The sequence below is a fragment of the Nonomuraea pusilla genome (genome assembly GCF_900109355.1).
In the GTDB taxonomy this organism is placed as follows: domain Bacteria; phylum Actinomycetota; class Actinomycetes; order Streptosporangiales; family Streptosporangiaceae; genus Nonomuraea; species Nonomuraea pusilla.
The window spans coordinates 42421-62876 of record NZ_FOBF01000009.1 but is presented as its reverse complement, the minus strand read 5'-3'; the positions used below and the strand labels follow the sequence as shown (position 1 = coordinate 62876).

The following is a 20456-nucleotide window of genomic DNA, read 5'->3' as shown; positions in this document are numbered from 1 at the left end:
AAGACCCTTCTTACCAGATGCGCCTTACGCCCAAGTTGAGGAGATTGTTAACTCTGCCTCGCTATGTTGTCCATGTGACTTCGCTGGCCGAAATCCCGCCGCCGCAGCAGGGCGCGCTCGCCCAGGCGCCCGCCGCGCTGCCGCCGCTCTGCCACGTCACCGTGGTCGGGCCGCGCAGGAAGGCGGACCTCGCGCTGCCCGCCGACATCCCGCTGCCGCACGTCCTGCCCGGGCTGCTGCGCGCCATGGGCGAGGTCGGCGGCGAGGCGGCCGCCCAGCCGGGCTGGACGCTGCAGCGGCTCGGCGGCGAGCCGTTCGACCTGGGGCAGAGCCTCGGGGCGCTGGGCGTGCTCGACGGCGAGATCCTCTACCTGCGGCCGCGCGGCGTGGAGCTGCCGCCCGCCAGGTTCGACGACGTCGCCGACGTCGTCGCCACCGGCGTGCGCGAAGGCAACGGCAAGTGGGAGGGCAGGCACACGAGGGCCGTCGGCGGGGGAGCGGCCTGCGGGCTGCTCGTCGCGGGCGCCGCCGCGCTCGCCTTCGGCGGCCTCACGCCCGTCGTCACCGCCGTCGTCGCCGCCGCGCTCGCGCTGCTGCTCGTCGGCGTCGGCGCCGCCCTGTCCAGGGCCGTCGGCGACTCCGGCACGGGCGCCCTGATCGGCTACGCCGCCATGCCGTACGCGTTCCTGGCCGGGCTGCTCGCCCCCGCCGCGGGCGGCGGCTCCGCCGCTGTCGGCGCGCCGCAGCTCCTCGGCGCGCTCGCCTGCACGGCGCTCGTGGCCACGCTCGGCGGCACGGCCGTCGCCGACGGCGTGCCCGGGTTCCTCGGCGCCGCCATCGCCTCGATGGCCGGCGCCGTCTCCGCGGCCGTCGTCATGGTCACGGGCGCGCCGCCCGCCGGGGTCGCCGCCGCCGCGGTCGCGCTCGTGATGGCGTTCGGGCCGGTGGTGCCGGTGCTGTCGTTCCGGCTGGCCAGGGTGCCGCTGCCGAGCATGCCGACCACCGCGGAGGAGCTGCGGGGCGACAACCAGCAGCTCGACAGCGTCTCGGTGCTGGAGCGCACGGAGGCGGCCCGCCGCTACGCCACCGGCATGGTCGTCGCGATGTGCCTGGTCGGCGTCACCGCCCACGCCCTGCTCATCGCGGACGGCCGGTGGATCGCCGCCGTCATGTCGGCCGTGCTGGCGTTCGCCCAGCTCATGCGGGCCCGCGTGTTCCAGGGGGTCGGGCAGCGGCTCTGGCTGCTGCTGACCGGGCTCGGCGGCCTGGGCGCGCTCGCGGTGGCCGTCGGCGTGGCGGTCGGCGGCGTGACGTCCGTCGCGGTCGTGCTCGGGCTGCTGTGGACCGCGATGATCGTGGTGGGGCTGGGCGTGTGGCTGCCCACGGGCAGGCCGTCGCCGTTCTGGGGGCGGGCGGCCGACATCGTCGAGTGGCTGCTCATCGCCGCCCTGGTGCCGCTGGCGCTCGGCGCCCTGGACGTCTACGCCTGGGTGCGCGGCCTGGCCGGCTGACGGCTCCCGGCGCTACAGGTCCCTGGCGCGGCGGCGGATCTCGTCGAGGCGGGCCATGCGCTCGTGCATGTCCCTGGCGAACGCGTCCTGCAGCGCCTCGAACTGCCGCTGGACCTCCTGCGCCGACACCCCGCCGATCGGGGCCCGCGGGATCACGGCCGTCGCCCGGCGCTGGTGGTCGTCCTGCGCCGCCCGCACGGCCTCGACGATCTCCTCGGTCAGCTCGTCCAGCTCCATCCTGGACGCCCTCGGGCTCAGCCGCAGGTGGTCGAGGCGGCCCGACGCGTCCACGCGGGCGGTGACGGCGCCGCCCCGGCTCTCGCCCGTGCCGGTCACCTCGGCGAGGCCGCCCAGCGCGGAGGCCAGCTCTCTGACCGCCTTCTCGCTGTCGCCGAGCACGCGGTCGAGGTCGTCGGGGTCGAAGTGGGTGTCCGTGGAGGTCATGGGGGCACGCCACCGGGCGCGGGTTAACGGCCGGGGAGCGGCGGCTGGCCGGACGCTGAAGCGATCAAGAAAATCCCGCGATACACGATGAAACACCGCAGAACGCCGCCGTCCAGCGGACAGAATCGGCCCTTGTGGGAAGCAACCGTGAGATCCACATCACCTCCAAGACGATCTCCCGCACGCAGGACCGCCTCCAGGAGGAACTGCGCGACGGCCTCATCTCCTTCGTCAAGGGACTCGTCCCGACCACGGCCGTGGGGGGCCTCGGGTTCGGCGTGCTCGGCGGAATGATCCTCGGCGGCGCGTACGAGGGCATCCAGCAGCGGGCCGAGCAGCTCCTCGGGGAGGCCGAGGGCGCGGTGGACAGCTGGGTGCACAGCTTGGGCGTCTGTCAGCGCAACTGGCGCGCCGCCGAGGACGCCGGCATCGTGCGGTACAAAGCATGAGCGACCCGTACCTGGACGCGATCAACAAGGGCGGCTCCCTCCGCTCGCCGCGGTCGCCCATGCTGCCCATGAACCCCGGCACCGGAAAGTTCGCGCCCCTCGCCGCCGAGGCCGAGCCGCTCGGCCCCCGGGTGCTCATGAGCTGGAGGAGCCTGGCCCGGTTCTCCGTCTACCTGGTGCCGGTCGCGGTCATCGCCGGCACCGCCATCGCGAACGAGCCCGGCATGGCGCAGGCCGCGAGCAACTGGAAGTTCGGCATGGCCGCCCGGCTCGACGACGGCGTCAAGCAGCTCCTGCCGCAGATCATCGCCACGTCCCGCAGCGGCTGGATCGCGCTCGACCAGCAGGAGCTGGAGCGGGTCATCGCGGTCTTCCACCGGGAGATCGGCGTGCTGCGCAACACGCTGAGCGAGATCGGCGGCGTGATCGACGAGATCGCCGCCGGGTACCGCAGCTACTGGGTGCAGATGGCCACGACGGCGGCCACGGCGACCACCCTGCTGATCGCGGCGATGCGGATGAAGGCCGTGCCCGTGCCCGGTGTGTGGGTCACCGGGATGATCCTGGAGAAGCTGGTCGGTTCCCTGGCCATCGGCACGGTGGCGGTCTTCACCGGCATGCTGGCCTCCATGCTCAAGGAGGCCATGGACGTCCTGTCCACGCTGCTGAAGAAGGACCACCAGTTCGGCTACGTCATGCCGAGCGGGGACGCCGCCATCGACTTCAGCCAGGCTACCATCGACCTCAAGGGCTTCCCGTCGTACAACGAGCCGCCCGCCAAGGGCGCGCTGCCCCCCGGACACCAGAACTTCCAGTGGGTCGAACCCGACGTCCAGATGGCCCAGCCGTAGCGGGATTGCGCGTCTGGTAAGGGTGCGGTTGACTCGCTTGTCACATGTCGGCATAAGAAGGGGTTGGGGCGAATGACGGAGTTCGGGGACTTCGCCAACATCGATATCGACAAGCTCTTGCGCGGCACCGACGAGCAGTTCGCCAAGGCCGAGCAGCTCCAGCAGGAGATGGCCAAAGTCGTCGGCCGCGCCGAGGACCCCGACGGCCTCGTCACCGTCGAATACGCCCAGGAAGGCCTGCGGACCCTCGACCTGCACCCGAAGGCGATGCGGCTCGGCGCCGCCGAGCTGGCCGAGAAGATCAAGGCGACCATCGAGGCCGCCACCGCGGACCTCCAGCGCGGCGTCAACGAGCTGATGAGCGAGATCTACGGCGAGGAGCACAACCCCATGCGCTTCCTCAACGACCCGGAAGGCGCGCTGTCCCAGGTCAGGCAGGCCGAGGCGACCTACGAGCGCACCTTCGAGGACGTGATGGGCGAGCTCGACCGCATCCGCCGCCGCCTCGACCTCTGACCGCCGCCAGGCCAGAGACGTCGCAGGCCCGGCCGGGCCCAAGGCGTCGGAGGCCGCGCGTCACCCCGGCGGGCCCGGTCAGGCCTGCTCCGTGCTGAGCTTCGCCACCGGCCGGAAGTCCGGGCGGCCGCCCGCCGGGTCGCGCACCATGGTCAGCAGCTCCTGACGCCTGCCCGCGGTCCACGCCGCCGACGCGGTCAGGATGCCCGCCAGCGCCGCCGTCACCAGGATCTGCCTGCGCATCGACCCCGCCAGCACCCTGTTGATCGTCGCGGCGAAGCGCATCGCCGCCACCCGCACCGGGAGACTGCCCAGCAACGCGCCCTGCGACGCGGCCACCGCCCAGCCGGTCGTCAGCAGCGCCGTGCTCGTCGTCGCCGCCAGCAGCGCGCCCGCCTGACCCAGCGTGCGTATCTGCGTCAGCCCCTGGCCCGCGCCCTGGTTGATCTCGCACGACTTCAACACCGTCGCCTGGAACGCCGTCGCGTGCGTCTCGAACGCCTTCCCGTCCTCGGCGTCCCACGTCTCCGGCGGGGCGCCCTTCGCGGCGCGACCGAGGTCCGCGTGCGCGTCCCGCAGGTCCGACGCGGAGTCCAGCCACGCCTTCGCCACCTTGTCGATGCCCTCCGGGTCGCACGCCATCGCGCCGATCGTCACCGGCACCGCCCAGGCGGCCGGCCCCTGGATCAGGTACGCCGCCGCCGTCGACGCCGCCACCGCGCCCATGTACGCCGACAGGCCCAGTTTCACCGTTCCTCCCCCGCGTTGACCTGCTCCGCCCGTCGCCAGTTGCCCGAGGAACTGCGCAGGCCGACGTCCCAGCGTCCCAGCAGGCTGACGCCCTCCACCAGGTAGCCTGCGGCGTCCGAGCGGGCCTGCTCCTGGGCGGTGCTCACCGGCATGCCGACGACGCCGAAGACGAGCAGGTTCGCCCGGTTGCCGCTGGTCTTGTGGAAAGCGCGCTCCAGGGCGGGGAGGGCGTTCTCGGAGACGATCCTGGCGATGTCCTCGATACCACCGGGCCGGACCTCCCTGCCCTTCCCATCCCCGGCCCCACCACCGGAACCCTGCCGCCCCCTGGAGGACCCACCCCCGGACCCGGCACCCCCACCAGCGCCATCCCCGGCCGCCCCACCAGGGCCGCCACCAGGGCCGCCACCAGAGACCCCACCACCGGAGCCCCCGCCACCCGAGGGGCCACCTCCGGCAGGCACCTCAACCCCGGGCTGGCCGCCCTCGCCGGCACCAGAGCCATCGCCGGCTCCGGAACCGTCGCCGGTGGCTGGACCGCCGCCGGCTCCGGAACCATCGCCGGTGCCTGGACCGCCGCCGGTCCCGGAGCCGTCACCGTTGCCAGCGCCATTACCCGCGCTGGAGCCGTCTCCAGTGCCAGTGCCAGGGCCGCTGTCGTCCGTGCCCGAGCCGTCTCCCGTGCCTGTCCCGTTTCCTGTGCCCGTGCCGTCTCCCGAAGAAGCGCCCCCTGTGCCTGAGTTGTCTCCGGAAGGAGAGCCCCCTGTGCCTGAGCCTTCCCCAGAGGGAGCGCCCCCGGTGCTTGAGCCGTCTCCGCCGGGAGTTCCTGTGCCTGGATCGGTGCCGGTGCCGGAGCCGTCTTCTGAGGGGGTGCCCTGCGAGGGGTCGCCGTCACTCGGGTTGCCGGTGCCGGTGCCGTCGCCTGAGGAGCCCGGGTCGGGGGCGCCGGGATCCGAGCCGCCGGGGTCAGCCGGGGCGGTGGGCTCCTCACCTGGGGGCTGGTCTTCGGAGGGCTGGTCCCCGGAGGGTTGGTCGGCCGAGGGATGGTCGGCCGAGGGCTGGTCTGTTCCGGGAGTGGCCGGGTCGGGCTGCTGACCGTTCGAGGACTGGCCGTCGGAGGGTTGGCTGTCTGTCGGTTGGCCGTCTGTCTGCTGGTTGTCCGTTGGCTCGTTGGTTGACGGCTGGGTGTCCTCCGTCGGGTCGGCGGCGGGCTGGGTGTTCAGGGCGGTACCTGTGTCCACGCCGTCCTGGCCGTCCGCGGGGCCCGCCTGGTCGGGGATCGCCTCGGCCGAGTCGGCCGAGGCGGGGGAGTCGGCCGCTGGCTGCTGCCCATCGATCTGGCCCGGCTCGCCGGAATCGCCACCGTCCGACGCAGCGCCGTCCGGCCCACCGCCGTCCGGCCCAGCGTCGTCTGACGCAGTGCCGTCCGGGCCTGTCCCGTTGGAGCCCGTTTCGTTTGGGTTCGGGGTGGTGGGGGTGCCGGTGTCGTCCGGGTGGGTGCCGGAGTGCCGGATCGTGTCGCCCTGCAGCACCGCGCCCTCCCCAACGGAGGGCGTCTCCCCGCCGGAGGGCGCCTCCCCAGCGGAGGGCGTCTCCCCCGCGGGGGGCGCTCCTTGCGTGGGCGTCCCGTCCGGGATGGAGCCGATCGGAGGGGCTGAGGCGCCGGTGGGTGGCAGGGCGACGTGGACGCCTCCATCCCGTCCCGAGTCAGGACCGGAAATCCGGATCCCGGGCCCAGGCCCGGCGGCCGCCGGAGCAGCGGGCTCGTCGGCGGCACCCCAGTTGAGCAGGCGATCGATGTCTCCGCGCGTGGCCAACCCCGCTGCTCCTTCCTGGCCGTGCACCGACGTTCACACTAGTCCCAGGGGATCAAGCACGTATAGAACAGGAGAAAGTGTTATGTTCCGGTGCAGGGGTAACATCCGTCACTGCTGCGACATCGCTGGTCTCACCGGGCCTTGAGCCCTTGACCAGCAAATTTGCCGTTACGTCGGAAAGTTGTTACATCCTGGCCATAGGGGCGCCTGTTATTGAGGAGACCCATGGTGCTTACATGGACGGACGACCGAAAAGCAGGCGTCGAGTCACGGAGGTGACAAGTGACCGATTTCTTTGGGGCCAACCCCACTCAGATCAAGGCGGCCTCGGGACATGTGGTGGACACGGCCCAGTACGTCGAGGGTCTACGCGAGGCGGTTGAGTCCACCGCGAACGGTCTGCTCCACACCGGCTGGCTGGGCCCGGCCGCCAGCAAGTTCCAGCGCGCGATGACCGTCTGGGACCAGTCCATGCGCTCGGTGCGCCAGGACCTGGAGGGCATCGCGGAGCGCATGGGCATCAACGCGATCACCTACAGCGCCGCCGACCAGGACGTCCAGGACGCCGTTGGTCGCGTCGAATCCCTCATCAACGTCGACATCAGGTAGAGGAGTGTCGCGCAGATGTCCGCAGAGCTCGACTTCACCAAGGTCAACTTCGGGCACATGGAGCTCGCCCAGGCCGACCTCGTAAAGATCATGGGCCTCTTCGAGAAGGCCACCTCCGACCTGATGACCCAACTGGAGCAGGATCTTCGGGGCCGCTGGGAGGGTCCGGAGGGTGCCGAGGGGTTCTTCCGCAAGCATCAGAAGGACTGGGACGAGGCTGCCGCGAAGATGCGCGGCCAGCTCGACGAGCTGCAGAAGGCGATCCAGATCGCCAACGAGAACTACCGGGCGGCCGAGCGCCGCAACACCGCCATCTGGATGGACGCGCGCTGATCGGGCCCTTCGCGCTTCCCCTCGGCCACCGGGTCCGGTGGCCGAGCCCGTAACGGAGGACCATGAGCCGGGACGACGACGACAGGCGGCCGGCGTGGCCCGGCCTGGACGACAGCGACGCCGACCTCTACTACGACGTGTCGGACATGCGGACGGTGGCCGAGAAGCTGCTGGTCCAGCTCAGCACCATGCAGGGGCCGGGCGGCAACAGGAACGGCATCACCGGGACGGTGGAGACGCTCACCAGGTACTTCTCCCTGAGTGAGGAGCACATCGGCCGCTGGCCGGAGGCGGCGGCGCTGACGCGCAGCGTCGGCACCGGCCCCGACGACCGGGGCAGGCTGCTGGGCGAGCTGTACACGGAGTTCGTCGAGCGCTTCGAGGACGTGATCGAGGCGATCCGCACCAGCGCCGACGAGTACGAGAGGACGAACCCCGTCTAGACCGGGGAGAGGGGTGCTGTGGCAGAGCGGACGGTCCCCATCAGGGACTCCCAGCACAAGCCGGAGAACGGCGCCGTCACCGCATCGAAGGAGCAGATCGAGGGGTGGCTGAAGGCCACCTCCGCGCTGGAGGTGCATGACCGCGGGATGTCCTTCAAGGGCGTCGCGTCGGTCATCAGGAGCGCCACGGAGGCGCTGCCGGGCCTCGCCAGGGATCTCTCGCACGCCTGGAAGTCCACCAGCTCGGCCAGGACGCAGCGCGCGCTGGAACGGCTCCACGCCACCGGCCTGCAGCTGGCCGACACGATGGACAAGATGGGTGACGCGCTCGTCCTGTACGGGCGCGACTACCTGCCGGACGCGCTGGAGCACCTCCAGGCAAGCGGCGGCTCGACGGCCACGCCCTCCCCGAGCCCGGGCCCGAGCGGCAGCGGTTCGGACGAGCCGACGACGCCGCCGACGATCGGCCCGGAGGAGCCGTCGTCGGGCCTGATGCCGCAGGCGTCGGAGGTGGACGACCAGCGTGCCAGGTACGCGCTGAAACGGCTGAACAACCAGATCCTCTACCTGTACGAGAACGTGGTGCCGGAGTCGGTCACCATCGACCTGCCCGAGCTGAACCTGCCCGGGTCGTCCGGCAGGAAGCGCAAGCTGCCGCCGATGACCCCGCCGCCGTACGAGGACGGCTCGTACTGGCAGGGCGGGGGTTCCGGTTCGGCGGGTTCCGGCGGTTCAGGCGGTTCAGGCGGTTCGGGCGGCACCGGCTCGGCGCAGGGCTCGGGCGGCTCCGGAGGTTCCGGCGGCGGCCAGGACGGTCACGACGGCCCGGCCCAGGGCGGCGGCGACACGCCGCCGGGCGGGACGGGGAGCGACGGCGGCGCGGGCCAGGCGGGCGGCCAGGACCCGGGCCAGGCGGGAGGCCAGGATCCGGGCCAGGGCGGTTCGCGGCCGGGCGGTTCGGGTTCGGACGGCACGGCGCCGCCGGTCATCGACGGCGGCGCTGCGGACGGCGGCGACCGCCAGACGCAGACGCAGGGGACGGACCCGCGCGGCACCGAGTCGGCGGGCGCCCCCACCCCGGCCCCCACGGCTCCGGTGCCGAGCACCGGCCAGCCCGCCCCGACGACGGGGTACCCGGGTCACCCGTCCCAGCCGGGCCATCCCGGCTACGTCGCCGCGCCCGGCGGGACGCCCGCCGTCATCGGCGGCTCTGGGTCGCTCGGCCCGGCGGGCGCGCCCGCGGCGGCGGCGGTGTCCAGGTCAGGCGCGGGCGGCGTGGGGACGCCGTTCATGCCGATGGGCGGCGCGGCCGGTGAGCAGGAGCAGGGGCAGGAGGGCTCCTCCCTGCTGAGGGGAGAGCCCGACATGTGGCACTCGCCCGAGGACGCCACCTCGCCGGTCATCACCGGCTAGGAAGCCCGTCATCGGCTAAGAAACCAGTCATCGGCTGGGAAACCGGTCATCAGCGGCTAGGAAGGCGCATGGCACTCCAGGACGACATCACCTCCGACTGGCCCGGCCTGGGCGAGGAGGACGACGCCGCAGGCGACGGCGGCAGCTACGCCGACCGCACCGAGATGAAGCGCGTCGCGGACGAGATCAGCGAGCTGGTGAAGAAGCTGACGGTCACCAGCGGCGTGCCGGTGACGGACGAGCTCCGCGCGCCGGACGACCACTCGCCGCCGAACGTCCCGATCCTGCCCGAGGGCGCGGGCACCCTGCCGGACCTGCAGCGCTACGGCGCGCTCAGCGAGGCGCAGCTCGGCCAGTGGATCACCGCGCTGCAGTTCGCCATGAGCGTGAGCAGCGCGTACGGCGTGCTGATCGGCGAGACGGGGTCGTCGGGCGGCCTGTACGCGAGCCTGGTCAGCCAGGCGCAGGCGGCGGTCGACGCCGTGTTCGACATGACGAAGACCTCGAAGGACGCCGACTCCGCCAACGAGGACGTCGCCTCCGGGCGTACGGTCTGAACGGAGACTCACCATGCCGGAACCCCAGATCTCAACCACGAAGCTCAAGTACCTGAACAGTCTCGACACCTCCACGCCCAGCGTCTCGTTCTGGGGCAGCATGGTGCAGGACACCCTGGGCCAGGTGAAGAAGTGGATCGACGGCACCGATCCAGCCTCCGTCCGGCTGACGGCGCGCTACTACCAGGCGGCCGAGCGGCTGCTGGAGTCGTTCGCGCAGGATCTGCGGGGCAAGGCGGCGGAGCTGAACAAGCACTTCAAGGGCGCGCCCGCGGTGGAGACGCAGAAGCAGCTGCGCGCGCTGTACGCGAGCGCCAGGGAGCTCGGCGGCAAGCTGGGCGCGGTGGGCAGGCCGCTGGAGGAGTACGCCGACACACTCGCCTGGGCGCAGGCGAACGTGGTGGAGTCGCACGGCCGGGACTCGCGCTCCGACCAGGACATCGACTGGGCCGGCCAGGTCCCCTTCTACCGGCTCTACCGGGGCGACAAGCGTGCCGTGGAGCACCTGAAGCGGGTCAACGAGAAGATCGTCGAGGCGTACGGGAAGCTGCCCGACGACATCAGGCAGGCGCTGCCCGACCCGACGATCCCCGACCCTCCGACGTTCACGACGAGGATGCCGACTCCGCCCGGCGTGCAGTTCCCGTCGGGCGGGCCGGGCGGGGGCGGTGACCAGGACTTCACCTATCCGACGGGGTACGGGCCCGGCTCCGGGCCGGACCTGACGGGGCCCGGGGCGGGCGGCGCGTACCCGTCGGGGCAGTACCCCTCGGGCCAGAACCCGTCCGGCCAGTATCCCGACGGCCGTCAGCCGGACGGCAGGTTCCCGGGCGACGGCTCGTACGGCTCGGGCAGCGGCACGCCGGGCGACGGCGGGACCGGCTCGTACGGGACCCAGGACCCCTCGGCGTTCGCCGGGGCGGCACCTACCGGGCAGTACCCGGGCGACGGAGGGCGCACGACGCTGGCGGGCTACGACCACTCACCGCCCGGGACGGTGCCGAACGCCGGCTACCCGGGCAGCGGCCCGAACGGCGCGACGGCGACGGTCACGAACCCCGGCGGCGGTCCGTCGTCGGCGGGGGGCGGCCCGGCAGGGGCGGCGGGCGCGGTCAGGGCGGCGGGCGGCACGGGCTTCCCGGTCGTCCCGCTCGGCGGGGGCGGCGTCCCCTCCGGCCAGAGCTCGGAGTCGGAGTACGACACCCAGCTGTACGAGGACGACGACGTGTGGGGCGGGCCCGAGGACACCACCCCCCACACGATCGCCTGAGCTCAGTCGCAGTGCTCGAACGGGCTGTCGTAGACGGCGGAGCCGATGGCGCCGCCCCACTTCACGCAGGTGCGCGGCGCCTTGGCGCGCACGGGGCCCGCGTAGTACTGGAAGCTGCCCGCGTCGGTCTTCCTGGCCTGGCCCTTGACCTCCAGGTACGCGCGCATCGCGGCCTTGCCGGACGCGCTGTTGCGCAGCGTCACGACGCAGTTCTCGCCGGTGGACGTCGAGTAGAGCAGCACCACCTTGCCCTGGGAGCCGAGCGGCGCGGAGTCGATCGCCTTGAAGCCGGCGCCGCAGACCTGCTCGGCCGAGTACGGGTTGGACGAGCTGCCCGAGCTCGTGCCGCCGCCGTTCGACGGCGCGCTGCCGCCGCCGCAGTTCTTCGAGGTCAGGGTCTGGTTCGGGTACTGGTACCTGGCGCCGTTGAACGTCGCGGGGAGGATCGACCCGGAGGACGAGCGCTGCTCGTAGTGCAGGTGGGCGATGATGTTGTACTTCGCCGAGGACTTGCCCACAGTGCCGATCTTCTGACCCTGCGCGACGTTCGCGCCCTTCGACACCGTACGGGAGTTCAGGTGGGCGTAGAGGGTCACGCTGCCGTCGGAGTGGCGGATCTTGACCACGTTGCCGTAGCCGTCCGCGGTCCGGTACTCGGACATGACGACGGTGCCCGCGGCCGACGCCACGACGGTCCTGCCGATGTCGGCGTTGCCGTCGTTCGCGCTGCCGTTGAAGTCGATCTCGTTGCCCGTGTGCGCGTAGCTCTTGCTGCTGCCTACCCAGGTCTCCCCGCACGGGAACGGGAGCTGGAAGGTGGGGCCGGCCGAACGCGTCGCGGCACTGGCCACGCCCGCCCCGGCGAGGGGGATTACGGACAGCCCGCATATCCCCGCAATCAGGGTCTTGATCCGCATGGGAGCAAGGCTGCCACCGGGATCCTTGACACGTCTAGATCGTTCGCGAAGAGTTCACCCGAAAAGTTGATATTTGTGGATACCGTAGGCAGGTTGGGACATAACCCCGTTTTGGGTTGGAGAGTGCGATGAGCGGCGGTCAGGACGCCCTCGCCGGCCTGCAGCAGTACCAGGCCGGCGGCCTCGGGCAGACGAGGAGCATCGAGTTCGCCCACGGCAAGATCAAGGACCTGGGCGTCCAGCTCGGTGAGCACGCGCCGAACTTCGGCACGATGGCGGCCAACACCAAGGGCATCGACATCGAGTTCCCCGGGTTCGGGGTGATCGGGCTCAGCCTCGCGTACGTCCACGCCCAGGCCAAGGAGAGCGCCGGCAAGGCCCTGGAGACGGCCAGGACCGTGCTGGAGGACTACCAGACCGCCCTCGCCAAGCTCGACAAGAACTACACCGACGCCGACAAGGACAACGACGGCGTGATCCAGGCCACCATGGGCGGGGGCGGGGGCGGCGGCGGGCTGAAGCCGGGGGACTTCCCGGGAGGAGGCGGCGGCGGGCTGCCCCCGATGGGCGGCCCCAAGACCGACCTGCCGTCCACGGACCTGCCGAAGACCGACCTCCCCAAGACGGACCTGCCCAAGACGGACCTGCCGTCCACTGACCTGCCGCAGACGGATCTGCCGAAGACCGACCTGCCGTCCACGGACCTGCCGAAGACCGACCTCCCCAAGACCGACCTGCCCAAGACGGACCTGCCGTCCACTGACCTCCCGAAGACGGATCTGCCGAAGACCGACCTGCCGCAGACGCCGTCCATCGCCGACAAGCTCAACGGGATCCCCGACCCGAACGCGTCCTCCTACGACCCGTCCAAGACCAAGCTGTCGTCGGTGGACCCGCCGAAGATCACCGTGCCCGACGCCGCCACCTCGATCCCGCCCGGCGCGAGCCCCTCCACCGGCCTCACCCCGGGCGGCGGCCCCGCGTCCGGCTACCCCGCGGGACAGGCGGCCGGCCTGCGCGGCCAGAACGGGGCCGGCGGGTTCGGAGGCATGCCGTACGCGCCGATGATGGGCGGCGCGGGCGCGGGCGAGCAGGAACGCGAACGCGACAAGAAGAGCATCGTGTCCGGCGACGAGAGCGACTGGCTCGACAGCGACATCGACATCACCCCCGCGGTGCTCGGCGAATAGGAAGGATCGCGGCGTGGTGCTCTTCCTCGACTACGAAAGCGACCGCTGGCGCAACCTGACGGCCGCCTCCACCATCACCGCCGCCGCGGTGATGCTCTACGAGTTCCCCATCGCCAGGAACATCGCCGTCATGGTCGGCATCCTCGTCACCAACCCCGGGGGCATCCAGGGGGCCGCCAGGCAGTGGCTCGAGCCGGGGGGAGAGGGCGTCGACTTCGACGGCGTGCGCGAGCAGGTGCTGAAGCTGCGGGACACCGCCAGGGAGAAGGGCTGGTGGAAGGGGGACGCCGACAGCGCCTGGGCCGTCTTCAGCTCGTCCATCGACGACCTGGCCCAGGAAATGCTCAAGGCGAAGAACTACCACGGCGGCGTGAGCCACGGCCTCGTCCAGACCGCCACCGCCTCCCACGTCATCTCGCTGTTCATCAGCGCGCTGGCGCCCCTCATGATGGGCATCGCCATCTTCAACCGCGCCACCTTCCTCGGCGCTTTCGAGTTCGGGAAGAAGGCGGCGATCCTCGCCGTGCTCACCGGCGTGGCCAAGATCCTGCAGAACCTGCTGACCAAGCAGCTCAAGGTCGTCGCCGGCCTGGCGATGATCGTGGCGACCGTCAACGGCCTCTGGGCCATGATGGCTCAGATGATGGAGCAGAAGCGGCCGAAGCCCGACTTCGCGGTGGCCGACATCACGTACGTGTCGCCGCAGGACAAGTCGGGCCTCGGGACGCTCAAGCAGAAGAACAACCCGTTCGACATGGGTGGGATCACGCCGGGAACGGGCGGCGCCTACACCTAGCCGGCCTGGCCAGGCTGGGGGCGCTGCCAGGACGGCAGCTCCATGTCCTGGTCGGTGGTGTGCAGGGGCCGCCAGACGCGGAACACCGACGTGAACGGCAGCCCCCACAGCTGCTTGTGCAGGTCGGCGCCCATCCACGCGGGCTTCGCCCAGAACTTGTTCGCCCAGTTGCGGGTGGCCACGAACGCCGCGAACGACATGCCGCCCTCGCCGACCGCCGCGCCCGACTTGGTGAGGCTCGCCGCCCACGTCGCCGCCCCGCCGCCCTGGAAGAGGCCCTTCGTGAAGGGGCCGCCGACCGGGGCGTGCGTGCCGATGAACGTCGCCGCCGTCGTGATGCGGGCCGCCTGCGAGATCGACGCGGGGTCGAAGTTGAAGATGCTCTCGCCCTTCATGCCCTGCGCCAGGCCGTGCGTCGCCAGCACCCCGCCGAACGTGTACGCCGACGTCTTCGCGTACGCGCCGAACGTCTTCTTCGCGAAGTAGCTCTCCCACACCGCCGGGTCGAACGACTTGGCCAGGCCCGTCCTGAGCGCCCCGGCGAGCCGGGTCGCCATGCTCGCCAGCCCGGCCGGCACCCGCAGCTTGCCGATCAGCGGCAGCGCCCGCATGATGCCGGCGAACATCTTGAACAGCGACTGGACCTTGGCGATCAGCTGCACGGCCATCGCGACGATCCGCGTCGCCTTCACGTACGCCATCATCTGCGCCACGTACGTCGTCCACACGAAGGCGAAGGCGCGCAGCGCGAAGAAGATGCCCACCCAGATCAGGGCCGTGCGCAGCAGCTCGAACAAGGCCTTCTTCGTCATGTGCGCCGAGTCGGCCACCGCCGTCAGCACCTCGGCGACGCCCTTGCAGCTCTTCTTGGCCGCGTAACGCGTCTCCTGGTCCACGATCGTGCGCCACACCCGGCGGAACTCGTCGCCCGCCGAGCCCTTCCACTCCTTGACCACCTTGTTCAGGTAGCCGTCGGTGTGGCCCTGGCCCTGCGCGTCGAGCGCGTCGTAGATGCGGTCCAGGTCGCGCTCCAGCCGCAGGTGCGCCTCGGCGGCGCTCCGCAGTCTGCCCTCGGTCTCGTCGCTGCCGAACAGCGACGGGATCGCGCGGTACATCGCCTGGATCGTGTGGAGCAGCGGCATCGGGTTGAGCACGTTGCCGAGGTCGAAGCCCCAGCCCCAGGTGCCGGGGTTCCAGTTCCAGCCGAGCGGGTTCATCGTCGGCTGGTGCGTCACCGCCTCGCTCACCGGGTCCCCCTCAGCGTGGAGTCGTCTTCGGCCTTGACGTAGGCGGCCCCGGAGCCGTCCAGCTTCTCGCCGATCACCAGCAGCGCCGTGTGCAGGTCGTTCAGGTACTGGTTCATCGAGTGGAAGCGGCGGTCGCGGTGGTCCATCTCGGCGGTGCCCTTCACGTACGCCTCGCCGATGTCCGAGGCGCCCGGGGCCAGGCCGAAGTCGCCGACCGTCAGCTCCGCGGGAGCGAACCCCCTGATGGCGGCGGCCACGTACGGCGCCTGGTCGGCGCACTCGCCCATCGCGCGGCGCAGGTCCAGGGGCAGGACCTCGTAGCCCTCACTGGTGCCATTACCCACAGGCATCCCTCCCGAGTCAAAGGATCACTTTATCCTTTACGGGAAGTTCCGCTCCAGGGAAGCCCGATGTCATCTGCCGGTCATCTGCACCGGCGCCCGCGCCGCCGCCGGGTCCAGCGTCGGCCCCTCGGGCAGCAGGTGGACGAGATTGTCCGGCATCGGCGCCACGTCCTCCGCGCCGTACCCCAGCGTGTTGATCTGCTGGCCCGACAGCAGCGGGTACTTCCTGCCCTGGTCCGTCAGCAGAAAGTAGGTCTGCACGAACTCCTTCTGGCCGTCGCCCGGCAGCAGCCCGCCCAGCACCGCCGAGCCCGGCGGCAGCAGCACCTGGTCGAAATGCTCCTGGTCGCCGCGGGTCGCCGGCACCGGGATCTGCATCGTGCTGCCCACCGTGACCCGCGCCGCGGCCGAGCCGTTCTGCGTGCCCCCGTACACCGAGCAGAGCGGGCCGGACGAACCGGCCGCCCTCGGCAGGCTCGTCGGCATGCCGCCGACCGTGAGTGTCACCGCCGACGGCCTGGCGTTCGCCGTCGCCGCGTCGATCTCGATCGGCACGGCCCGGCGCTTGCCGTACGCGCGCTTCGTGGCCGGGTCCTCCAGCAGCAGCGTCGCCTGCGTGAGGTTGACCGGGGCGAGCCCGTCGGAGAGCAGCACGTACCAGCGGGCCGGGGCGCCGCCCACGCCAGGCACCGTGAAGACCTGGCCCACCGCCGCCGCGCGCCCGTCGGGCCCGCGTGTCCTGGCGCCCAGCCCCCGGATCTTCGGCGCCGCCAGGTCAGGGCCCGGCGGGATCGCGTTGATCCAGGTGGACGGCACCTTCCTCGGCCGCGCGTTCATCGCCCGCAGGGCCGTCGTGCCGGCCCTCATCCGCCGGTCGTTCCACACCACCCACGACTGCTGGTCGTCGGCCACCACCAGCGCCTGTCCGCCGAGCGGCGTCCCGCCGACGTCGCTCCCCGCCACCAGCGTCACGTACGGGACCGGGGTCCCCGCGGGGCCGGGAGCCTCCGTGACGCACACCGACCAGGGGCCCTTGACCAGCCTCTCCCGCGCAGGCAGCGAGTCGGGCGCGCCCGCGATGCCGACCAGCGGCCCGCGCGGCAGCTCCGCCAGCGACGCCGCCGACACGTTGCGGACCTTCACGTCCGAGGCGTCCAGCAGCAGCCGCGCCGACACGTAGTTCGCCACCGGCAGCAGCCGCCCCTGCTCCTGGCTGTAGACGTACGTCGCGCCCGTCTCCTCCTCGACCAGGACCTGGCCGGGGTCGGCCAGCTTCGTCGCCCCGCCCGGACGCACCAGGCCCCAGACGCCGAACGCCGCCGTGATCAGCACGCCGATGAGGATGCCGGAGAACATCGCGACGTTGTGCCGCCGCATCGGGGACTCCGGGACGTCCGGCTCCGCCTGCAGCAACGCCATCCCGAGACGCTGCTGCATGAGCCGGTGCGCCTGGTAGAGGTCCTTCCGGGTCTGCATCTCACCTCTCCCGAACCTGGAGGGATCAGCATAGAACCACCAAATGTCAGGAACCCCTACGGCAACAGCAAACCCCACACGCCGCCGGTCCCTGGACCTCAGTCGGGCGACGGATGTCAGAAACCCCCTACGGCATCAGCAGACCCCAGTAGAACGCCCAGGGCACGAACAGCGCACCGGTCGCGACCAGCACCGCCGCCCGCAGGCGCGCGCCCCGGTCGGTGACGCGGCGGCGGGCCAGCGCCGTCAGCACCGTCGCGACGGCCGTCACCACGGCGAGCACCTGCAGCAGCAGCCACAGCACCGGCCGATCGCCCAGCATCGGCCCGGGAGAGGCCAGCTTGCCCCCTTGCATGAACACGGTGAACGCATACGCCAGCCCGCCGACCGTCACGACCAGACCGGCCCCACTGACCACGGCAGCCCCCCCGACACGCGCGCCCGCCCCTGGGCGCCGACGCCGAAGCCTCCGCGCCACCGCGACCGCCGGACAGCTCAGGAACCCCGCCACCAGCAGCACCAGCACGATCGCCTGGACCGGCGCCGACTCCCACCAGGCCGTCGGCGGCACCCCCACCGAATCGTCCGCCTGCACCGGATCGGGGCCCGACACCCGCGCCACCGGGGCCCGCCCCGCGGTCGCGTCCCGCACCCAGGAGCCCACCAGCTCCGGGTAGCCGGACGCCAGCTCCGGCAGCCGGGTGACACCGCCGTCCGGCGTCCGGTGCGCCGCGTGGTCGCCGTCGAAGAACCTGAACGTGTACCGGCGGTTGCCGCCGCTCTCCAGCGCCCTCGCGAAGATCGGCGGGGTCTCCACGGGCGGGGTCAGCAGGTCGTGCACCCCCCAGATCGCGAGCACCGGCTGCCGCACCTTCGCCAGCGTCGCCTCCGCGTCGTAGTACGGCTCGGGGAACAGCCCGCCGTCGGCGATCACCCGGTACATCGTCGGCTCCGCCCGCTCCACCAGCGACCCGCCGACACCGGCCTTGCGCAGGCCGGCGGCGACCGCCCACGTCTGCTGCCGCAGCGGCTGCAGCGCGTTGCCGCCCACCACGACGACGAACGCCACGCCGTCCGAACGGGTGGCCGCGAGCGGCGCCACCCAGCCGCCCTCGCTGAGCCCCCACACGCCCACCTTCGCCGGGTCCACCCCTGGCTGCCTGCGCAGCACCTCGACGGCCCCGGCCGCGTCGTCCGCCAGCTGGACGTACGACCGCGAGTACCGCGAATACCCCTCGCTGCGCTTGTCGTAGATCAGCGCCGACAGGCCCTGCCGCGCGAACTCCACCGCCTCGCCGAGCAGCTTCTCCCGAGGCGTCCCCGTCCCGGCGCCGTGCACCAGCACTACCCCAGGCCGCCCCGGCGGCGCGTCGGCCGCCGAGATCACGCTCCCCTGCAACGCCAGCCCACCGGCCCCCCTGAAGCTCACGCCCACTTCCCGCAGCCCGGCAGGCAGAGGCACCCCCGCCTCCCGGAGCCGCGCGGAACCCCCATGCCGAACGCCCACGACGTCCTGGGCCAGGAGGGATGGAGAAGCCCCACGAGGGACATCCGTGGCGTCCGGGGCCAGGAGAGGTGGGGAAGCCCCACGCCGGACATCCGTGGCGTCCGGGGCCAGGAGGGGTGGGGAAGCCCCACGCCGGTCATCCGTGGCGTCCAGGGCTAGGAGGGGTGGGGAAGCCCCACGCCGGTCATCCGTGGCGTCCGGGGCCAGGACGGGCGGTGAAGCGCCATGCCGGGCGTCTGCCGGGTCCTGAACCACCAGGCGCGGGGGAGCGCCGGCGGAGGCGGTCGCCGCGCTCGTACCCAGCGCCGACAGGGGAGCGACGAGCCCGGCGAGCAGCACCGTGCTGGTAACACTGATCATCCTCATATCGCCGACGATAGTCTGCAGAGAAATCTCGGCAAAGGTTTCTCGGCAAACATCCGTCTGAAGGACTAGCCTGCTCCCCATGAGGGACGACGAGCAGACCTCCTTCCACGACCCCGAGCGGCTCAAGGCCCTCGCCCACCCCATGCGCCGCCGCATGCTGACCCACCTGGGCGTCCACGGCGCCGCCACCTCCACCACCCTCGCGGAGCTGCTCGGCGCCAAGACCGGCACCACCAGCTACCACCTGCGGCAACTGGAGAAGCACGGCTTCATCGAGGAGATCCCCGAACGCTCCACCGGCCGCGAACGCTGGTGGCGCCGCGCCCGGTTCCCCAGAGACCTGCGTTCCCCCACGCCGGACCAGCTCGCCCCCGACGACCGCGCGGTGCTGGAGGAGTTCCAGCGGATCGGCCTGGAGGAGGACCGCGCCCTGCTCGACCGCTTCCCCGCCGCCTACCGCGCCGACCCCGGCTGGGCCAAAGGCTCCCGCGGCCTCGCCCGGATGACCAAGGCGGAACTGGACGAGTTCTACGAGGCGTACATCGCGCTGCTGCTCAGATACAGCCACCCTCAGGACGAAGCCCCACCCGACGCCCGCCCCCTCTACATCCGCCTCTTCACCCTCCCCGCCGACGAGAACCAAGGCTGAGCGCTGTGAGCGTGAGCGAGCCCACGCTGGAGACCGTACGCGCCTACCTGGTTGACCAGGCGAACTCCGCTCTGCGGCGCCCGGGCATGTACGGCGGCGAGATCGCCGTCCGCCTCTACCTGGACGCGGTGGCCGTGGCCTGCGGTACCAAGCAGGCTTGGGTCGAAGACCTGGACGACCTGCGCGAACGCGGCGGATTCAACGCCGCCGGCGTGACCGGTGCCCTGGCCTCGCTCTTCGGCTACGGTACCGAGGACGCCATGGCCTCGGTCTGTGCGGCGCTGGCCTGCAGCCGCACCTGGCTGCAGCTGGACCACCGCATGCCTGCTGATGTCTACGACGAGCTGCGCAACGGCATCGCCTCCACCTGTCGCACCGGCTCCTCTTGGAGCCGACTGCGCGAGCGCTTCGGTGCGCCGTCCATCCTGTTCGGCGGCACCAACCCCCGCTACCCCAAGACACTGGGCTACGCCAGTGAGCGGCCGCAGGACCCGCTCATCTGCTTCCATCTATGGAACGACCACGACACCCATCCCGAGCCGGTGCTGGTGGCGGTGCGGTGTGCCCACCCGGGCGTCAGCTTCCGCGACACCTTCACTTTCGTATCCGCCGCATGAACCTGAAACTGGCTGTCGCTCCGTTCGGACGCTTCTGTCAGGAGCGCTAAGACGCGGCCGGACACCGGATCCGCCAGGTGCCCCATCTCCTCAGGGGCGGTGGAAGGCTGGATGCCCTCGCGCCTACCGGGCGGTGGAAGGCTGGATGCCCTCGCGCCTACCGGGCGGTGGAACCACGGCAAGGTGTGGCCCCCGACCAGGTGTTTCCCAGTGGCCCTGCTCCTCACCAGGCGGTGGTTCGGCTGGTGGACCGGGTGCCTGCCCGGCGGTGGTTCGGCTGGTTGCCTGGGGTGTCTGCCAGGTGGTGGTTCGGCTGGTGGCCTAGCTCCTTACCCGGCGGCAGTCCGGCTGCGTTGCTGGTCTGCCCTCTGCGTCGGCGGAAGG

22 protein-coding genes are annotated in these 20456 nt (G+C 71.7%); 14 read left to right on the top strand and 8 right to left on the bottom strand.

Features of this window, described 5'->3' with window-relative positions:
* Window positions 1-74: 74 nt before the first annotated feature.
* Entirely contained in the window at window positions 75-1511 is a 1437-nt protein-coding gene (gene eccD, locus BMX74_RS20120; RefSeq protein ID WP_091102122.1) for a type VII secretion integral membrane protein EccD, read from the top strand.
* 12 nt (window positions 1512-1523) lie between these two features.
* Here the strand turns inward: eccD and BMX74_RS20115 are convergent, their stop codons facing one another.
* Window positions 1524-1955, bottom strand: a complete 432-nt coding sequence (locus BMX74_RS20115) for a YbaB/EbfC family nucleoid-associated protein (RefSeq protein ID WP_055506568.1) — start codon at window positions 1953-1955, stop codon at window positions 1524-1526.
* A gap of 134 nt (window positions 1956-2089) precedes the next feature.
* Between BMX74_RS20115 and BMX74_RS20110 the strand changes: the two genes are divergently transcribed.
* From BMX74_RS20110 to BMX74_RS20100, 3 genes are all read left to right on the top strand, one after another.
* Window positions 2090-2404, top strand: a complete 315-nt coding sequence (locus BMX74_RS20110) for a hypothetical protein (protein ID WP_091102120.1) — start codon at window positions 2090-2092, stop codon at window positions 2402-2404.
* Window positions 2401-3255: a hypothetical protein gene (locus tag BMX74_RS20105; RefSeq protein WP_055506570.1), complete on the top strand. Its 855-nt coding sequence runs from the start codon at window positions 2401-2403 to the stop codon at window positions 3253-3255. The genes BMX74_RS20110 and BMX74_RS20105 overlap by 4 nt, the downstream gene beginning before the upstream one ends.
* 72 nt (window positions 3256-3327) lie before the next feature.
* Complete coding sequence (locus BMX74_RS20100; protein ID WP_055506571.1) at window positions 3328-3771, top strand: YbaB/EbfC family nucleoid-associated protein; 444 nt, start codon at window positions 3328-3330, stop codon at window positions 3769-3771.
* 78 nt (window positions 3772-3849) lie between these two features.
* On the opposite strand, the gene BMX74_RS20095 is transcribed toward BMX74_RS20100, so the two are convergent.
* Window positions 3850-4521 carry a hypothetical protein gene (locus BMX74_RS20095; RefSeq protein WP_055506572.1) on the bottom strand — a complete coding sequence of 224 codons (672 nt, stop codon included), beginning with the start codon at window positions 4519-4521 and terminating at the stop codon, window positions 3850-3852.
* The gene (locus tag BMX74_RS44240; protein ID WP_176573500.1) at window positions 4518-4673 is read right to left on the bottom strand and encodes a hypothetical protein; all 156 of its coding nucleotides are present in this window, start codon (window positions 4671-4673) and stop codon (window positions 4518-4520) included. Before BMX74_RS44240 ends, BMX74_RS20095 begins: the two co-directional genes overlap by 4 nt.
* A 1947-nt stretch (window positions 4674-6620) precedes the next feature.
* Between BMX74_RS44240 and BMX74_RS20090 the strand changes: the two genes are divergently transcribed.
* From BMX74_RS20090 to BMX74_RS44230, 6 genes are all read left to right on the top strand, one after another.
* Window positions 6621-6947, top strand: a complete 327-nt coding sequence (locus BMX74_RS20090) for a WXG100 family type VII secretion target (protein ID WP_091102118.1) — start codon at window positions 6621-6623, stop codon at window positions 6945-6947.
* 15 nt (window positions 6948-6962) lie between these two features.
* On the top strand, window positions 6963-7280 hold the full coding sequence (locus tag BMX74_RS20085; RefSeq protein WP_091102117.1) for a WXG100 family type VII secretion target: 318 nt from the start codon (window positions 6963-6965) through the stop codon (window positions 7278-7280).
* Between the two features lie 62 nt (window positions 7281-7342).
* Window positions 7343-7723, top strand: coding sequence for a hypothetical protein (locus BMX74_RS20080; protein ID WP_055506575.1), 381 nt, complete (start codon window positions 7343-7345; stop codon window positions 7721-7723).
* Window positions 7724-7741: 18 nt separating this feature from the next.
* Window positions 7742-9136, top strand: a complete 1395-nt coding sequence (locus tag BMX74_RS44235) for a hypothetical protein (protein ID WP_177227438.1) — start codon at window positions 7742-7744, stop codon at window positions 9134-9136.
* A 68-nt stretch (window positions 9137-9204) separates the two neighbouring features.
* Complete coding sequence (locus BMX74_RS20050; protein ID WP_091102102.1) at window positions 9205-9693, top strand: hypothetical protein; 489 nt, start codon at window positions 9205-9207, stop codon at window positions 9691-9693.
* Window positions 9694-9706: 13 nt separating this feature from the next.
* Complete coding sequence (locus tag BMX74_RS44230; RefSeq protein WP_091102100.1) at window positions 9707-10963, top strand: hypothetical protein; 1257 nt, start codon at window positions 9707-9709, stop codon at window positions 10961-10963.
* Between the two features lie 2 nt (window positions 10964-10965).
* Here BMX74_RS44230 and BMX74_RS20040 read toward each other — a convergent pair whose 3' ends face one another.
* On the bottom strand, window positions 10966-11880 hold the full coding sequence (locus BMX74_RS20040) for a M23 family metallopeptidase (RefSeq protein ID WP_055506579.1): 915 nt from the start codon (window positions 11878-11880) through the stop codon (window positions 10966-10968).
* A gap of 128 nt (window positions 11881-12008) precedes the next feature.
* Here BMX74_RS20040 and BMX74_RS20035 point away from each other — a divergent pair, with 128 nt between their 5' ends.
* Together BMX74_RS20035 and BMX74_RS20030 are read left to right on the top strand one after the other, a co-directional pair.
* A complete protein-coding gene (locus BMX74_RS20035; RefSeq protein WP_091102098.1) occupies window positions 12009-13070 on the top strand; it encodes a hypothetical protein in 1062 nt (353 codons plus the stop codon).
* Between the two features lie 13 nt (window positions 13071-13083).
* The gene (locus tag BMX74_RS20030; RefSeq protein WP_055506581.1) at window positions 13084-13866 is read left to right on the top strand and encodes a hypothetical protein; all 783 of its coding nucleotides are present in this window, start codon (window positions 13084-13086) and stop codon (window positions 13864-13866) included.
* On the opposite strand, the gene BMX74_RS44225 is transcribed toward BMX74_RS20030, so the two are convergent.
* The 4 genes from BMX74_RS44225 to BMX74_RS46315 form a co-directional block, all read right to left on the bottom strand.
* Window positions 13863-15113, bottom strand: a complete 1251-nt coding sequence (locus tag BMX74_RS44225; protein WP_055506582.1) for a hypothetical protein — start codon at window positions 15111-15113, stop codon at window positions 13863-13865. The genes BMX74_RS20030 and BMX74_RS44225 overlap by 4 nt on opposite strands.
* Window positions 15110-15463, bottom strand: a complete 354-nt coding sequence (locus BMX74_RS20020; RefSeq protein WP_143078702.1) for a hypothetical protein — start codon at window positions 15461-15463, stop codon at window positions 15110-15112. The genes BMX74_RS44225 and BMX74_RS20020 overlap by 4 nt, the downstream gene beginning before the upstream one ends.
* A 63-nt stretch (window positions 15464-15526) precedes the next feature.
* Window positions 15527-16933 carry a type VII secretion protein EccB gene (gene eccB, locus BMX74_RS20015; RefSeq protein ID WP_091102094.1) on the bottom strand — a complete coding sequence of 469 codons (1407 nt, stop codon included), beginning with the start codon at window positions 16931-16933 and terminating at the stop codon, window positions 15527-15529.
* 127 nt (window positions 16934-17060) lie between these two features.
* Window positions 17061-18362: an alpha/beta hydrolase family protein gene (locus BMX74_RS46315; RefSeq protein ID WP_218154005.1), complete on the bottom strand. Its 1302-nt coding sequence runs from the start codon at window positions 18360-18362 to the stop codon at window positions 17061-17063.
* Window positions 18363-18885: 523 nt separating this feature from the next.
* On the opposite strand from BMX74_RS46315, the gene BMX74_RS20005 reads away from it, so the two are divergent.
* Together BMX74_RS20005 and BMX74_RS20000 are read left to right on the top strand one after the other, a co-directional pair.
* On the top strand, window positions 18886-19455 hold the full coding sequence (locus BMX74_RS20005) for an ArsR/SmtB family transcription factor (protein ID WP_055506585.1): 570 nt from the start codon (window positions 18886-18888) through the stop codon (window positions 19453-19455).
* A gap of 5 nt (window positions 19456-19460) precedes the next feature.
* Complete coding sequence (locus BMX74_RS20000; RefSeq protein WP_091102089.1) at window positions 19461-20072, top strand: hypothetical protein; 612 nt, start codon at window positions 19461-19463, stop codon at window positions 20070-20072.
* Window positions 20073-20456 lie beyond the last annotated feature (384 nt).